The following is a 14,597-nucleotide window of genomic DNA, read 5'->3' on the forward strand; positions in this document are numbered from 1 at the left end:
CGGCTCCCAAACCAGCAGTGTAAACCAGCCGCCGCCCCGGCCGGGTTCCGGGCCCGATGACGGGCCCAGTCGCGGGTTCCGTCACCGGGAGCCCTGTTTAGGGAATCAGTTGTGGGCGCCGACCTGCTCGAGCTGCAGCGTCTTGGCCGTCTCGGCCTCGAGCTGGGCGGCGAGCTCCGGGTTCTCATTGAGCTTGACGCCGTAGCCGGGCATCATTTCCTTGAGCTTGGACTGCCAGCCCTTGAAGTTCTTGGGGAAGGACCTCTGGAGCAGTTCGATCATGATCGGCACGGCCGTGGAAGCGCCCGGCGACGCGCCGAGCAGGGCGCCGATGGTGCCGTCCCGTCCGGCGATGACCTCGGTGCCGAACTGCAGCACTCCGCCCTTCTTCGGGTCCTTCTTGATGATCTGGACCCGCTGGCCAGCGGTGATGAGCTCCCAGTCGCCGCTCTTGGCCTCGGGGTAGTACTCGCGCAGGGCCTCAACCTTGTCGTCGTGGCGCTTGGCGACTTCCTTGACCAGGTAAGCGGTGAGGTCCATGTTGTCCTTGGCCACCGCCAGCATCGGGATGATGTTGGAAGGCCGGATGGACAGCGGCAGGTCCAGGTAGGAGCCGTTCTTGAGGAAGTTCGTGGAGAAGCCGGCGTACGGGCCGAACAGCAGGGAGCGCTTGCCGTTGACGTAGCGCGTATCCAGGTGCGGCACGGACATGGGCGGCGCGCCGACGGAGGCCTGGCCGTAGACCTTCGCGCTGTGCTGGGCCGCGAGGCTTTCGTCGGTGCAGCGGAAGAACTGTCCGGAGACCGGGAACCCGCCAAAACCCTTGCTTTCCGGGATGCCGGAGGCCTGCAGCAGGTGCAGCGCCCCGCCGCCCGCGCCGACGAACACGAACTTGGCACGGATCGAGCCGTGCTCCCCGCTGCGGGGGTGCTTCAGCGACAGGTCCCAGCCGCCGTCGGACGCCCGCTTGATGTCGGTGACGTTGTGGCCGTAGTTGATTTCCACGCCGTTGTTGCCGAGGTACGTGGTCAGCTCGCGGGTCAGGGCGCCGAAGTCGACGTCGGTGCCCTCGGCTGCGCGGGTTGCGGCGACGCGCTGCTTCGGGTCGCGGCCCTTCACGATCAGCGGGGCCCACTTGGCAATCTGGGCCTGGTCCTCGGAGTATTCCATCGAGCGGAACAGCGGGTTCGGCTTGAGTGCCTCGTAACGGGTGCGCAGGAAATTGGTGTGGTCTTCGCCGATCACGAAACTCATGTGCGGAACGGTGTTGATAAAGCCCTTGGGCGAGCCGATCAGGGAATTCGAGACGAGGTGGGACCAGAACTGCCGCGACAGCTGGAACTGCTCGTTGATGTTCAGGGCCTTGCCGGGGTCCACCGAGCCGTCCTTGGCTGCGGGGGAGTAGTTGAGCTCACACAGGGCAGCGTGCCCGGTGCCGGCGTTGTTCCAAGGACCCGAGCTCTCCAGCCCGGGCTGGTCGAGCCGCTCGAACAGGGAGATCGTCCAGTTCGGCTCAAGCTGCTTGATGAATGCGCCAAGCGTGGCACTCATGATGCCGCCGCCAATCAGGACGACGTCGGCATGTTGGGTCTTGGAAATGAAAGTCACGATCAGTCTCCGATAGCAGCGGCTCTGGCTGTCACAGAATATCCCGCGGCGCCCACTAACTGAAATTGGCCCCGGGCGTCAAGGCCTCAGCTCCACCTTTGTGAAAACTTCATTCAGCACCGGCGACGCCGGGTACTTCAACACCCGGTCCGAGAGCGCCAGGGCCGAGATCGGAAACGCGATGGGAACCGCGGGCACCGTGGCGGCAATCTGCGCATTGATGGTCTGGTACTGCGCGGTGCGGTCCTGGCCGTCCGGCAATCCCCGGGCCCGGGCGATTTTGGAGAAGACCTGGGGATCCTGGTAGCCGAACTCGCCGGTCTTCTCCCCGAAGAGCGGCCCGACGAAGTTGTCCGGGTCCGAGTACGAACCGTTCCAGCCGAGCAGGTGCAGGGCGTGGTCGCCCGGGGAGGTGACCTTCTGCAGGTAGCCGTCGGCCCAGTCCACGGGCACGGGTTTGATGTTGAGCCCGACGGCGGTCAGTTGCCGGCTGATTTCGGCGTACACCTTTTCCGGCGTCGGAAGGTAGGGCCGGGTGACGTTGAGCGGATAGTAGAACTTCAGTTCCTGGCCCTTGTAGCCGGCCGCGGCCAGCAGTTCCTTGGCCTTGCCCGGGTTGTAGCCGAGCGCAGGGGCGTTGTTGTTGAAGCCGCTGAGCTTGGCCGGGACGAACTGGGACGCCTGGGTGGTGTTGTCGATGAAGAACCGGCGGATCAAGGTGTCCTTGTCCAGTGCCATCTCGATCGCCTGGCGGACCTTGATGTTCTGCAGGACGGGGACTTCCTGGTTCATGCCGAGGTACATGACAGAGAAGGGGTCCCGCTGGATGATCTGCTTCCCGCTCTTGACCAGCTGGTCGAAGTTCCCCACGGTGACTGCGTCGTAGGCGTCGATCTTGCCGTCCAGCAGCGCCTGCATGCGGGTCTCCGGATGGTCGTAGGCCACGAACTTGATCGTCCCGATCTGCCCCTTGTCCCCCCAGTAGTTCTTGTTGCTGGTCAGCTTGACGCTTCCCGCGCCCCAGGCGCCGAACACGTACGGTCCGGTGCCCACCGGGTGGAGCCCGTAGGCGGAAACGGGCTGGCCGCCGCGGCTCTGGTCAAGGACGTCCGCATGCTCGGCGGCGAGGGCCCGCGGAGAGGACATGGCGAAGGCCGGGAGAGTGAGGGCCTGGAGGAACCCGGTGAAAGGCTGGGTGAGGTCGATCCGCACGCTGTCCGGCGCCACGGCAGTGCAGCCCTTGTAGATCGACAGCGCCGCCTGGTCCGCATGGGCCTTGAACACGCCCTTGAAGGTGGTGCCGCCGGAAGCCTGCTGGCGGAGGGCGGGCGGGAAGTGGAACCAGCGGCTGAAGTTGGTGCAGACGGCGGCGGCGTCGAACGGCGCCCCGTCCTGGAACGCGACCTTGTCGCGCAGCTTGAAGGTGTAGGACCGGCCTTCATTGCCCTGGGACCATTCGGTGGCCAGCAACGGGGTCGGCTGACCGGTGGTCTGGTCGACGCCCACGAGGCCTTCGAGCACCTGCCGGGTCACGCGGTAGGACTCGACGTCGGAGACCAGGGCAGGATCAAGCCCCAGCGGTTCCGAGGCGGTGCCGAAGGTGAAAAGCGCGGTGGGTGCGGCGCTGGAAGTGGGTGACGCGGTTGCCGAGCTCGGCGCAGGGTCGAGCGAACCGGTGCATGACACGAGCGGCAGCAGAAGGAGAACGGCTCCGATGCTGGCGGCAACACGCCGCACCGTCCTGCTGGGCAGTGTACTGCTGGGCACTGAAGGAATCACCTCTGCGAAATGGATGGTCCGCCGGCTGCGGAACAGCCCCAGTCTAGTTGACGACGCCGTCCGCCAGCTTGGGGCGCACGGGTTGGCCACCGCCGGCAGTGGCTTTGCGCCAAGGGGAAGGCCCGCACCTCGTGGTGCGGGCCTTCCCTTCTCCCATGGCCCAGGGAGTCAGGCTGGAACCGGATCGGGAGTGCTGGATCCTGCCTACTTGGGCATCAAAACAGAGTCGACCATGTAGACAGTGGCGTTCGCGGTCTGGACGCCACCGCAGACGACGTTGGCGCCGTCGACCTTGAGGGCGTCCTTGGTGCCGGTCACCGTTACGGAGCCGCCCTGCACCGTCTTATGGGTGCCGACAATCTGGTCCGGCGTGATCTTGCCGGGAACTACGTGGTAGGTCAGGATCTTGCTGAGCGTGGCATCGTCCTTCTTCAGCGCTTCGATCGTGGCTGGATCAACCTTCTTGAAGGCGTCGTCAGTCGGGGCGAAGACGGTGAATTCGCTGCCGTTCAGGGTGTCCACGAGGTTGACCTTGGGGTTGAGCTTGCCGGAAACGGCCGCGGTCAGGGTGGTGAGGATCGGGTTGTTGGACGCCGCGGTGGCTACCGGGTCCAGCGCCATCCCCGAGACGGAGCCGGCGCCGCTTGGAACCTTGGCGGCGTAGGCGGCGCAACCTGGGCCAACGAGGTTGGCGGCGGGATCCATGGCCGCGGCGGAGGAGCCCGTGGAAGGTGACGCCATGCCCGCTTCCGACGGGGCGGAGGACGGCGAGGCGGCGGACGAAGCCGTGCCGGATCCGCCACAGGCAGTGAGGCTGAGCATGGCGGCGGCTGCGATACCTGCAGCGGCGAACGTGGTGCGCTTGATGGTCTGCATTCCGGTTTCTCCTTTGTTGTGCCGATGGTTGCCTGCGGCGAGCTTTGCCGCTATGGCCCTTTTCCGACTGTTGGGGCACCGACCCTTGGTTGGTGTCTCATTGGGTATTCGGCTGCTCGGAAGAAACGGATGGGTGGGGGTTTGAATTCTTTTTCAACCCTGTAAATCTGCGGGGAACCGGACGAAAACCAAGAAAACCCCGGTCCGAAGACCGGGGTTTCTGTGCGCAAGGGGGGACTTGAACCCCCACGCCCGAAGGCACAGGAACCTAAATCCTGCGTGTCTGCCAATTTCACCACTCGCGCGCGGCGCCGTCGCAGCCCGGGACAAGTACCCGGCGGCGGACGCCAGGCTCCATTGTACCTGCCCTGCGCGAGGCACCGAGATGTCAGGCGTCGAGTTTCAGGTCCCGCCGTAGTTTGGCGACATGCCCGGTGGCGCGGACGTTGTATTGCGCGAGGACCACCTTGCCCTCCGAATCGACAACGATCGTGGAGCGGATCAGGCCCTGATACGTCTTGCCGTAGTTCTTCTTCTCGCCCCAGGCCGCGTATGCCTCGGCGACGGCGTGGTCCTCGTCCGAGAGCAGCTCGAAGGTCAGGCCTTCGGCGTCCGCGAAACGGGCAAGTTTCGCGACCGGGTCGGGCGAGATGCCCACCACTTCGTAACCTGCCTGCTGGAGCGCCGCCAGCGAGTCCCGGAAGTCGCAGGCCTGCTTGGTGCAGCCGGGGGTGGCTGCCGCGGGGTAGAAATAGACCACAGTGTTCCGGCCCCGGAAGTAGCGCAGGCTTACGTCCTGTCCTGCGGCATTTTGGAGGGTGAAGTCCGGTGCTGCGGCACCGGCGATGAGTCGTTCAGGCACGGGTGTCTCCTTGGTGAACTGAGTCGCGAAAATGGGGTGACCATCCAGCGTAGTGAGCGGGGCGCGCCCGGACAATCCGCCGCCCGTTATACTCTTGGGTATGCCTGATATGGAACGCTGGCCCACCGGCCGCCTATTGTCGACGGCAGCACGTCTTGTAGAACACTCCTGGAACGAAAAATTGGGGGCCATTGGGCTGACCCATGCCGGGGTAATCGCCATGGAAGTGCTCTCGGCGAATGGGCCAATGACGCAAGCCCAGTTGGCGCAGCTTGTGCGCGTCCAAGCCCAAACGATGGGTAAGACGCTGAGCCGTCTGGAAGCCCACGGTCACATCTCCCGGCAGCGCAGCGCCTCTGACCGCCGCAGCCAGGTGGTATCGCTGACCGATCGGGGCCGTGAGGCTGTCGCCGCGGCTGCGGACATGGAACGCTCCGTCCTTGCCGCGACGCCTATTGACCCGGATGTACTGCGCCAAGAGCTCAAGACAGTGGTTCGTGTGCTGGCCACGAAGTCAAGCTCCCCGGTGGCTAAAGACATTGTCGCTGCCGCGGAGAATGGCCTGCCGGTGGAGGGCGGCCTGGCCGCGGAGACCGGCCTCGCACCGGATTCCGGCCTTGCGGCCAAAGTCACACCGCTGAACTAGGCCGTCACTAGATGTTCGCCGCCTGGTTCGCCACGGTAGCTACCAGCTCGGACATCTTGAGCCCGACGAGCACCACCGCGATGACCGTGACGCCGATCGTGGCCCACACGGGGGCAAGCCCGCGCCGCGGTGCCACCTCGTGGACTACGACAGAGCGGCCCACCACGTAGACGGCCTGGCTGAGGAACACCCACGCCCAGTGAAACGGCCGGATAACGCCGTCCTGGCGCAACCTGTCCCAGTCCAGGTAGGCAAGGAAAGCGCAGATGCCGTAGACCAGGAAGCTGCTGGCGAGCATGAGGAAATACGGTGCCGTGAAGATCGACGCCGGATCCACTGTCTGGACCTGCCGCGTCCCCACGGTCCGCAGCCGGAGCACCGGGTTCCAGAACATCAGAAAAATCACCGGCACCAGCGGCAGGACCACGATTGTCCAGATGTACGCGTTGTATAGCGGTGCCCCGTCACTGAGCGGCTTCCTTGCCTCCACCGGTCGGGGGCCATGGGCCGGGGCCATCGTCTGCGACTCCGGTCCGCTGAATTGTCCTGTCCACGCACCGCCGTTCCACCACTGAAGCCGGCCCGAACCAGCGGGGTCCGGGTACCAGCCGGGGCCGGGGGTTGAAGAATTTGGCGGGACAGTCATGGGTGTTCATCCTTTGCCGGGCGCGGGACGTTCTCTTCAAGGCACGCTGTGTTTCTGAGACAGAGCGTACAGGTCGGTGGCCGCGGTAGCGAGAGATCTGGCGGCGGCTGGACCAGGAAAACCGCAGAACCGGAGTATCGACGCGCCAACGAATCGGGGGGACGATTAAAGGGCAATCACCATGAAGGAGGTCAGTGATGTGCTACCCGTACAACAGGGATTACTGGCGGGATACCCGCAAGGATGCCGAGCGGGAATCTGAGGAACGCCCGGAGCCCCGCGTGGAGGCCAAGGGATCCAGGTTCTGGGACTTCCCCCGCCGCAGCAAGGAATTCACGGTCGAAGAGCCGGAGACTGTAGTTGACCGGCCTCGCGAGAAGGTCTAGCGCCAGTGAAAAAGGGAACCCCGTCCAGCGGCCGCCAGGCTGCAGGACGGGGTTTCGCCGTGATGAACCCCCCGGGGACTCGAGCCCCTGCCATGGGTCTATTAGTTCCCGAGATTTTCTTCAGGAAGGTGTGTCCAGCCGGCGCTTCGCGTGCTAGGTTTGCGGCAAAGCCGCGGGCTGTGTCCGGCGGTCTCCGTACTCTTGGGGGAGAGCGACGATGAACCGAAACCACCGACGGCTCATCAGCTCCATGGCCGGCGCCGACCCGGCGTTCCTCGCCGGCAGCTTTGCCACTGATTACCCGGACTCCTCAAGGCAGCAGGGGGAGCGCGGCGCGTTCACGTATTTCGAGGGCGGCTACTGGGACATCAGCATCGACGGCGGCCCGACGTTCCAGCTGACCCCCTACGGGTCGAGAATCATCCAGGCCAACGGATCGGCCGAAGACGGGCCCGCCATGACCAGTCCGCCGCGCCGGCCGCCCTGGTCCCTGGTGCTGCCCCGACATTCAACGTTCCTCGGCCGGCCCGAGGATGACTGGCAGCTGGACGCCGGGTGGCCTGCCACGGTCGACGCCGGCTCCTGGATCGTGCCGTTGAGGGGCCTGGAAGCACCAGGTTTCAAAGGTACCCTGACGGTGGACGCCTCTATATACGTCATCACCAGGGCCCAGCTCGGCCCGGCAGTGCAGACACTCAGAATCGACCGGACCGCACCCGCCCAAGTGGACCTGGCGGTACTGGAATCCCTGAAGTCCACCGTCAAGCACAGCCCTGTCTGACTTCCCATGACGGGCTTGGCGTCGGCCTCCCAGCTGCATGACTACGCCTGGATGATGGATTCGATTGGCCGCGGCGTGGTTATCGGGTCGGCGTGGCGGTGGAGAACTTTCCACAGCCCGTCTTCCCGGCGGAATATTGTCGTCGCCCGAAGTGACACGGCTGACAGCTTGTCGGATCCGCCGACCTTCATCCGGGTTCGTTCAATTTCCACGATGTACGCAAGTTCAGTATCGACGTCCCCAGAAAGTCGCTCGAATCGGTTGGGCTCGCCGTCGCTGAGCTGGGAAGCGGCAAACTCCATGATCTGCTCGGCCCCTGTCCAGCCCCGGGCAGGCGGCCCAAGCGGGTTGGCGAGCGTGACGTCATCCCGTCTCGACCACAATTCTTCTATCGCAGCTGGATTCCCGCGGACGAACTCATTGAGTGCCGCATGGTACTGCTCCACAAACCGATCGAAATCTGACCCTGACATTGCTGCAGCCTTCGTCTTCTTGCCGTGACGGCCCGCAGTCATAACGTGCCGGTATGCGGCCATGGTGGCACCGGTTGCCAGGGCTGTCCATAGTCACGGATGGCTATACCGCCGGTCTGAATCCTTTGGTGACGGCCCTAGCGGAGTGCCCTCAGCAACTACGGCACCGCTGCCAGCGGGAAGCCGAAGTCGACGAAGCAGCTCACCCTTCTGCCAAGACCCGGGCAGTATTACGGGTCGGGCTACAACAAGCTCCCTTACGACGGTAAGCGCTATTTCTTCGACCTCTATAACATCGCCTTGAAGACGCCGACCGGGCAGATTGGCATACTGGGAAGCGTCCAGTCCGACCGCGCCACCTGCTACAAGACCGTCTCGTGCAAGTTCAAATAACCGGAGCGATCATGATCCCGAACCACCAGCAGCTCATCAGCCTCCTGCTGCACATGGAGCCCGCTTTTCTCGCGGGGAAATTCGCTACGGATTTCGCGACCGGCCCTGACGCGGACGGGGAGCGTGGGACCTTCCTCTACTTCGAGGGTGGCTACTGGGACATTTCGATCGACGGCGCGGCCCGGTTCCAGCTGGCACCGGGCGGCTCCCGAGTGACACATGAGGGCCGCCCTCCGGAGAATGGCCCGGCGATGGATGACCTTCCCATGCGGCCGCCGTGGTCGCTCGTCCTGCCCCGCTGTTCCGCCTTTCTGGGGAGATCCGATGATGACTGGCAGCTGAACGCCGCCGTCCCAGTGGTGGAGGACGGCGGCTCCTGGCGGGCATCGCTGACAAACATGGTGAAGCCGGAATTCACCGGGACCCTCACAGTCGACGCCGAAACCTACGCCATCACCCGGACCGACCTGGGCCACATGGTGCAGATGCTGGAGATCGACCGGACCGAGCCGACCGAGTCTGACTTGGCGGCGCTGGAGACCATCAAATCGACGGTGCAGCAGTTCACCGGGCATATCCAGGGCTGACCGGACGTGCCGCCCTGACCGGACCCCGTTCCTGGACCGGGAGCGGGCCCAAGACATCGCCCCCTTCCACTGCCACAAGACGATCTCCTATGAATCCGAAGACGGCACCGGGGCGGTCACCGGCGACTCCAAACGCTGCGCCGGGCCCTGATCACTTAGAGGGATCATGGCAAAAAGAAACCCCGCCTTACGTGGCTTTTGGCCGGTAAAGACGGGGTTTCTCAGTGGTGCACCCCCCGGGACTCGAACCCGGAACCCATTGATTAAGAGTCAATTGCTCTGCCAGTTGAGCTAGAGGTGCATCTGTTGTTTTCGTTCGCCGGGGGCTTTTTGTTTCCCTCGTTGTTCTCCGCAACGACATGAAACTCTACACGAGATTGGCCGGACTGTGAAATCGGGCCTCACACGGCCTTGGTGACTAGCCCGGAACGTCCAAAATCAGCGCAAAATCAGGGTTCTGGGCATTGCTGAGGAGCCACAGGCGGCCGTCGGGAGCGAGCGACACGTTCCTGATCCGCCCGTACTTCCCTGTGAAATAGCTCACTGGGGCCGAGGCGAATTCGCCGTTAAGGGGGACCACCCAAAGCCTTTGTCCTCGTAACGCGCCCAGATAAGCGGTGTTGTTGACAATTTCGAGTCCGCTGGGCGAGGACGTCGCCGTCGACGGCCACACCACTTTGGCGTCCAGGAACCCGGAGCGGTGCGGGGCGCCGGTCACGTCGGGCCAGCCGTAGTTGCCGCCGGGCACGATCAGGTTGAGCTCGTCGTTGACGTCGGGGCCGAACTCGCTGGCCCACAGCCTGCCTGCGCTGTCCCAGGCAAGGCCCTGAACGTTTCTGTGGCCCAGGCTGTAGACCGGGTTCTCACCGTAGGGGTTCCCCGGCGCCGGCCGCCCATCGGCCGTGATCCGGAGGATCTTCCCGCCGAGGGCCTTCGGGTCCTGTGGCTGCTCGCGGCGCTGGGAATCACCCGTTCCCACGTAAAGGAAGCCGTCGGGGCCAAAGCGGATCCTTCCGCCGTTATGCGTGCCTGCCTTCGGAATGCCCGTGAAGACCGCCTCCGGAACACCGAGCTCCAACCGCCCGCCGCGCTCGTCAAGCCGCATGCGGGCGATCCTGTTATCCGACTCCGCCGTGAAGTAGGCGTAGAGGTAGCGGTCGGTCGCAAAGTTCGGCGATAGCGCAAGGCCCAGGAGGCCGCCCTCACCGCCGGGAACGACGCGGGGCACCTTGCCGATGGTCCCCAGCTGCCCGGCTTTGATTGTCCTTAGCAGCGCCGAGTCGCGTTCGGAGATGACCGCGGTGCCGTCGGGCAGGTAAACCGCGGACCAAGGCAACTGCAGCCCGTCAACCCGGCCCACAACTTTGGGCTCGCCGGAGGTCCCCGGCGTCAGTGTCCCCGGGGTGCCTGCCCCCGGAGTGCTGGTCCCCGCTGTTCCTGTTGCCGGTGCCGCTGTCGCCGGGCTGTTCCCGGCCTGCCCGGTGACCGGCGGCGTGCCGCCTCCGGTGCAGGCGTTTAAGGCAACCAGGGCTATGGCCAGGGCGGCGGCCCCGGCCATAGCCCTGGCACGGAAGTGGGGGAGCGCCCCGGGGAGATGCACCGGCCCGGCGGCTTGCTACAAGCGCGCCCGGCGCGGCGGCCGGAAGCCGGCGGCTTCGGCATGCGCGGCGGAGATGAACCACACCTCCGCGCGGGTCTCCTCGTAAGCCGGGCTGGTCTCGTCGTGGTAAATCATGGACGAGGCATCACCCTTGACCGTGAATCCCTCCGGCCCGCTGCCATCGGCCGCCGGAGCAGCCGAGCCCTCGCCGTAGGGCTGTTCCGTGGCCAGGTGTCCGGTTGGTTCGCCGGCTCCGATGAAATCGCCGGCCGCGACGTCGTCGTCGGTGCGTTCCGCGGCTGCCGACTCCGCCCCGGGAAGGGTCGGCGCGTGCGGTTCGGTGTATTCGGGGTGGTGGACCGGAACCCCGGCCGGCTCTGCGGCCGCAGGAGCTGTGGCTGCCGGCGCTTCGGCTCCCGCCCCGGCAACGTGTGCCCCGTGAGCGGGTTCGTGGTGGGCCGTGGTGGGGTGGGTATCGGTGGGCGCGGCCGTCTCGGACCACTGCGTTTCCCACTCGGACTTGTCCGCTGCCAGAGATGACTCTGGCGCCGCGTTCGGGGGCGTCGCTGCGGCCGGCTCGGCCGCCGGCACGCCTGCGGCAGCCGTGGAGGCCGGGGCCCCTGCCGCCTCAGGTGTTGGGGCCGCCTCTGGTGCCGTCATGGCCGCCCCGCCAGCCGCCGCCCCGCCAACAGCCGGCGAACCGGCCGCCTCTTGGCTTGCCGTCGGCGCCGTCGTCGAACTACCGGGAGCACCCGAGGCGTCGCCGGAGCCGGCCGCCCCGGCGGATGTGGAACCTGTGCCTGGGCGGTTCTTGTTGCGGTTGAGCAGCCACCACACCACAGCCACGACCACGATGATCACGACGAGCCAGACAATCCAGTCCATAGCAGAGCCTTTCAGTCCCGTATTGCGTCCATGAGGCACGGTTGCCGATGCTTGACGTTACGTCCGGGCCGAGTCGGCTGTCCAGCCTCCCGCAGGCCCGCGAGCAGGGCCGCCGTGTAGCCTCGGCTCATGGATTTCAAGCGACTGCGGCTTCTGCGCGAACTCGCCGACCGCGGCACGGTGGGCGCCACCGCGGAGGCCCTGAACGTCACGCCCTCGGCGGTCTCCCAGCAGCTGAAAACGCTGCAGGACGAACTGGGGGTAGTCCTGGTGGAGAAGTCCGGAAGGGGAGTGCGGCTCACCGAGGCGGGGCTGGCCATGGCGGGCGCGGCGGCCGAGGTAGCCACGGCCATGGCGCGGGCTGAGGCAACCATCGACACGTACCGGCGCGGCTGGCAGACGCGGGTGGTGGCGGCCTTCTTTCCCAGCGCTGCGGAGATGTTCCTTCCCGGCCTGCTTCATCGGGTCAAGGCCATTGAGGGGCTCCGCTTCGAGGCGCATTTCGAGGATCCCGGGGCTGCCGGCTTTGCGGGGCTGACCGCGGACTATGACATCGTTCTGGCACACAGCGTCGACGGTCCGGAAGTCTTCGGCGGCCGGGGCTTGGCGGTGGTGCCGCTACTGGACGAGCCGCTGGACGTGGCCTTGCCTGCCGGGCACGCCTTGGCCGGTAAGGCCACCGTGTGCGCCGAGGACGTCGTCGGGTTCCCCTGGATGGGCGTTCCGGAGGGCTTTCCGTTCGACACCGTGCTGCGCCAGATCGAGGTGCGGGCCGACGCGCCAGCCGTCCGCGCCCAGCAGTTCCCCGATCTGCGGGTGCTGGAGGCCCTCGTGAGCGCCGGCCACGGGGTGAGCCTGCTGCCGCGGTATACGGCGGTCAGCAACCAGGGCCGGGGTTTCGTCCTTCGTCCGCTCGAAGGGGTGAAAGCGAGCCGCAGCATTGTGGCGCTGGCCCGCCCCGACGTCGCCGCCCGGACCACCATCCAACAGGTCCTGGCGATGCTCAAGGCCGAGGCCCAAGCCGTCGCCGAGGCCCCGGAACTAAGCGGGGCGGCGCACCGGATGGACAGCAAGGCAGCCACTGATTTCATCATGTGAGACGAGAGTCCACTATTTGATCGAAATATTCCCGGGTTTCCGCTTAACGGTCCTCTGCGGTGTCGTTGGCGTCTGCGGCGGAGTCATAGACTTTGAGCCATGAGTCAGGACACCCAAACAGAAACAGGCACCAAGCCGGACATCAAGCCCCGCAGCCGAGTCGTAACCGATGGAATCCACGCCGCCCCCGCGCGCGGCATGTTCCGTGCGGTCGGCATGGGCGATGACGACTTCGCCAAACCGCAGATCGGCGTGGCGAGCTCGTGGAACGAGATCACCCCCTGCAACCTTTCGCTCAACCGGCTGGCCCAGGGAGCCAAGGAAGGCGTCCACGCCGGCGGTGGGTTCCCCATGCAGTTCGGCACCATTTCCGTCTCCGACGGCATTTCCATGGGCCACGAGGGCATGCACTTCTCCCTGGTCTCCCGCGAAGTCATTGCCGACTCGGTCGAGACGGTCATGCAGGCCGAGCGGATCGACGGCTCCGTGCTCCTGGCCGGCTGCGACAAGTCCCTGCCCGGCATGCTGATGGCCGCGGCCCGCCTAGACCTGGCCAGCGTGTTCCTATACGCCGGCTCCATCATGCCCGGCTGGGTCAAGCTTGAGGACGGCTCCGAAAAGGAAGTCACCCTCATCGACGCGTTCGAAGCCGTCGGTGCGTGTGCTGCCGGCAAGATGAGCATGGAAGATCTCACCCGCATCGAAAAGGCGATCTGCCCCGGCGAGGGCGCCTGCGGCGGCATGTACACGGCCAACACCATGGCCTGCATCGGCGAGGCGCTGGGCATGTCCCTGCCCGGCTCCGCCGCGCCGCCCTCTGCCGACCGCCGTCGTGACGAATTTGCCCGCAAGTCCGGCGAGGCGGTTGTCAATCTGCTCCGCCTGGGCATCACGGCCCGCGACATCATGACCAAGAAGGCCTTCGAGAACGCAATCGCCGTCACCATGGCCTTCGGTGGTTCCACGAACGCCGTGCTGCATCTTCTGGCTATCGCCCGCGAAGCCGAGGTGGAACTGACCCTTGAGGACTTCAACAGGATCGGCGACAAGATCCCGCACCTTGGCGACCTCAAGCCGTTCGGCCGCTACGTCATGACCGACGTCGATAAGATCGGCGGCGTGCCGGTCATCATGAAGGCACTGCTCGACGCCGGCCTGCTGCACGGCGACTGCCTCACCGTCACCGGCAAGACCGTCGCCGAAAACCTCGAGGCAATCAACCCGCCGGACGTGGACGGCAAGATCCTGCGCGCGCTGGACAACCCCATCCACAAGACCGGCGGCATCACCATCCTGCACGGTTCGCTGGCCCCCGAGGGCGCCGTCGTGAAGAGCGCCGGCTTCGACGCCGACGTTTTTGAAGGCACCGCGCGAGTCTTTGAACGCGAACAGGGTGCACTTGACGCCCTGGACAACGGGCAGATCCACAAGGGTGACGTCGTGGTGATCCGCTACGAAGGCCCGAAGGGCGGTCCCGGCATGCGGGAGATGCTCGCCATCACCGGCGCCATCAAGGGCGCGGGACTGGGCAAGGACGTCCTGCTGCTGACCGACGGACGGTTCTCGGGCGGCACCACGGGCCTGTGCATCGGGCACGTCGCCCCGGAGGCCGTGGACGGCGGCCCCATCGCGTTCGTTCAGGACGGGGACCGGATCCGCGTGGACATCGCAGCCCGCACCTTCGACCTGCTGGTCGACGAGTCCGAGCTCGAGGCCCGCAAGGTCGGCTGGGAACCGCTCCCGGCCAAGTTCACCAAGGGCGTCCTGGCGAAGTACGCCAAGCTCGTGCACAGCGCCTCCACCGGCGCGTACTGCGGCTGATCCTTTAAGCCTGGGTGACCACGCATAACAAGGGAGGCTCCGAGGGGCCCCAAGTGGACGGCGTCCGCGCCGTCCCCATGGGGTAGGAGACTCCCATGGTGTGGCGGCCCCCCCCGCGGGCCGGGCACCCACGGGAGGGAAAGAGAAATTTAAACA

Annotated in this window: 14 protein-coding genes and 2 tRNA genes; 6 read left to right on the forward strand and 10 right to left on the reverse strand. The window is 65.8% G+C overall.

The features are described from left to right. Positions 1-105: 105 nt before the first annotated feature. From ACFVVK_RS19610 to bcp, 5 genes are all read right to left on the reverse strand, one after another. Positions 106-1,608 carry a malate:quinone oxidoreductase gene (locus tag ACFVVK_RS19610; protein ID WP_390270897.1) on the reverse strand — a complete coding sequence of 501 codons (1,503 nt, stop codon included), beginning with the start codon at positions 1,606-1,608 and terminating at the stop codon, positions 106-108. Between the two features lie 78 nt (positions 1,609-1,686). Further along, the gene (locus ACFVVK_RS19615) at positions 1,687-3,345 is read right to left on the reverse strand and encodes an ABC transporter substrate-binding protein (RefSeq protein ID WP_390270930.1); all 1,659 of its coding nucleotides are present in this window, start codon (positions 3,343-3,345) and stop codon (positions 1,687-1,689) included. Between the two features lie 246 nt (positions 3,346-3,591). Next, entirely contained in the window at positions 3,592-4,263 is a 672-nt protein-coding gene (locus ACFVVK_RS19620) for a fasciclin domain-containing protein (RefSeq protein WP_390270899.1), read from the reverse strand. 223 nt (positions 4,264-4,486) lie between these two features. Then, a tRNA-Leu gene (locus ACFVVK_RS19625) sits at positions 4,487-4,568 on the reverse strand. 83 nt (positions 4,569-4,651) lie between these two features. After that, on the reverse strand, positions 4,652-5,125 hold the full coding sequence (bcp, locus tag ACFVVK_RS19630; RefSeq protein ID WP_390270902.1) for a thioredoxin-dependent thiol peroxidase: 474 nt from the start codon (positions 5,123-5,125) through the stop codon (positions 4,652-4,654). Positions 5,126-5,234: 109 nt separating this feature from the next. Between bcp and ACFVVK_RS19635 the strand changes: the two genes are divergently transcribed. Then, positions 5,235-5,771, forward strand: a complete 537-nt coding sequence (locus ACFVVK_RS19635; protein ID WP_390270933.1) for a MarR family winged helix-turn-helix transcriptional regulator — start codon at positions 5,235-5,237, stop codon at positions 5,769-5,771. A gap of 7 nt (positions 5,772-5,778) precedes the next feature. Here ACFVVK_RS19635 and ACFVVK_RS19640 read toward each other — a convergent pair whose 3' ends face one another. After that, positions 5,779-6,417, reverse strand: a complete 639-nt coding sequence (locus ACFVVK_RS19640) for a DUF2510 domain-containing protein (protein WP_390270905.1) — start codon at positions 6,415-6,417, stop codon at positions 5,779-5,781. A 194-nt stretch (positions 6,418-6,611) separates the two neighbouring features. On the opposite strand from ACFVVK_RS19640, the gene ACFVVK_RS19645 reads away from it, so the two are divergent. Then, positions 6,612-6,803 carry a hypothetical protein gene (locus ACFVVK_RS19645; RefSeq protein ID WP_390270908.1) on the forward strand — a complete coding sequence of 64 codons (192 nt, stop codon included), beginning with the start codon at positions 6,612-6,614 and terminating at the stop codon, positions 6,801-6,803. A 217-nt stretch (positions 6,804-7,020) separates the two neighbouring features. Next, positions 7,021-7,584, forward strand: a complete 564-nt coding sequence (locus ACFVVK_RS19650) for a hypothetical protein (RefSeq protein ID WP_390270911.1) — start codon at positions 7,021-7,023, stop codon at positions 7,582-7,584. Between the two features lie 41 nt (positions 7,585-7,625). Here the strand turns inward: ACFVVK_RS19650 and ACFVVK_RS19655 are convergent, their stop codons facing one another. Next, positions 7,626-8,057: a YybH family protein gene (locus ACFVVK_RS19655; RefSeq protein ID WP_390270913.1), complete on the reverse strand. Its 432-nt coding sequence runs from the start codon at positions 8,055-8,057 to the stop codon at positions 7,626-7,628. Positions 8,058-8,461: 404 nt separating this feature from the next. Here ACFVVK_RS19655 and ACFVVK_RS19660 point away from each other — a divergent pair, with 404 nt between their 5' ends. Beyond that, positions 8,462-9,037, forward strand: a complete 576-nt coding sequence (locus ACFVVK_RS19660) for a hypothetical protein (protein WP_390270916.1) — start codon at positions 8,462-8,464, stop codon at positions 9,035-9,037. Between the two features lie 225 nt (positions 9,038-9,262). Here ACFVVK_RS19660 and ACFVVK_RS19665 read toward each other — a convergent pair. The 3 genes from ACFVVK_RS19665 to ACFVVK_RS19675 form a co-directional block, all read right to left on the reverse strand. Beyond that, positions 9,263-9,338 (reverse strand) — tRNA-Lys (locus ACFVVK_RS19665). A gap of 117 nt (positions 9,339-9,455) precedes the next feature. Further along, the gene (locus tag ACFVVK_RS19670) at positions 9,456-10,595 is read right to left on the reverse strand and encodes a PQQ-dependent sugar dehydrogenase (RefSeq protein ID WP_390270918.1); all 1,140 of its coding nucleotides are present in this window, start codon (positions 10,593-10,595) and stop codon (positions 9,456-9,458) included. 57 nt (positions 10,596-10,652) lie between these two features. Beyond that, the gene (locus ACFVVK_RS19675; RefSeq protein ID WP_390270921.1) at positions 10,653-11,522 is read right to left on the reverse strand and encodes a hypothetical protein; all 870 of its coding nucleotides are present in this window, start codon (positions 11,520-11,522) and stop codon (positions 10,653-10,655) included. A 129-nt stretch (positions 11,523-11,651) separates the two neighbouring features. Between ACFVVK_RS19675 and ACFVVK_RS19680 the strand changes: the two genes are divergently transcribed. After that, positions 11,652-12,620 carry a LysR family transcriptional regulator gene (locus ACFVVK_RS19680; RefSeq protein ID WP_390270924.1) on the forward strand — a complete coding sequence of 323 codons (969 nt, stop codon included), beginning with the start codon at positions 11,652-11,654 and terminating at the stop codon, positions 12,618-12,620. Between the two features lie 99 nt (positions 12,621-12,719). Further along, complete coding sequence (ilvD, locus tag ACFVVK_RS19685) at positions 12,720-14,441, forward strand: dihydroxy-acid dehydratase (protein WP_390270927.1); 1,722 nt, start codon at positions 12,720-12,722, stop codon at positions 14,439-14,441. Positions 14,442-14,597 lie beyond the last annotated feature (156 nt).

The sequence above is a fragment of the Arthrobacter sp. NPDC058192 genome, assembly GCF_042883665.1.
GTDB lineage: Bacteria > Actinomycetota > Actinomycetes > Actinomycetales > Micrococcaceae > Arthrobacter.

Bases quoted from the DNA above. Each gene is read 5' to 3' on its own strand.
- ACFVVK_RS19620 (WP_390270899.1), bottom strand. From the start codon at position 4,263: ATGCAGACCATCAAGCGCACCACGTTCGCCGCTGCAGGTATCGCAGCC.
- ACFVVK_RS19635 (WP_390270933.1), top strand. From the start codon at position 5,235: ATGGAACGCTGGCCCACCGGCCGCCTATTGTCGACGGCAGCACGTCTT.
- ACFVVK_RS19640 (WP_390270905.1), bottom strand. From the start codon at position 6,417: ATGACTGTCCCGCCAAATTCTTCAACCCCCGGCCCCGGCTGGTACCCG.
- ACFVVK_RS19650 (WP_390270911.1), top strand. From the start codon at position 7,021: ATGAACCGAAACCACCGACGGCTCATCAGCTCCATGGCCGGCGCCGAC.
- ACFVVK_RS19655 (WP_390270913.1), bottom strand. From the start codon at position 8,057: ATGTCAGGGTCAGATTTCGATCGGTTTGTGGAGCAGTACCATGCGGCA.
- ACFVVK_RS19660 (WP_390270916.1), top strand. From the start codon at position 8,462: ATGATCCCGAACCACCAGCAGCTCATCAGCCTCCTGCTGCACATGGAG.
- ACFVVK_RS19670 (WP_390270918.1), bottom strand. From the start codon at position 10,595: ATGGCCGGGGCCGCCGCCCTGGCCATAGCCCTGGTTGCCTTAAACGCC.
- ACFVVK_RS19675 (WP_390270921.1), bottom strand. From the start codon at position 11,522: ATGGACTGGATTGTCTGGCTCGTCGTGATCATCGTGGTCGTGGCTGTG.
- ACFVVK_RS19680 (WP_390270924.1), top strand. From the start codon at position 11,652: ATGGATTTCAAGCGACTGCGGCTTCTGCGCGAACTCGCCGACCGCGGC.
- ilvD (WP_390270927.1), top strand. From the start codon at position 12,720: ATGAGTCAGGACACCCAAACAGAAACAGGCACCAAGCCGGACATCAAG.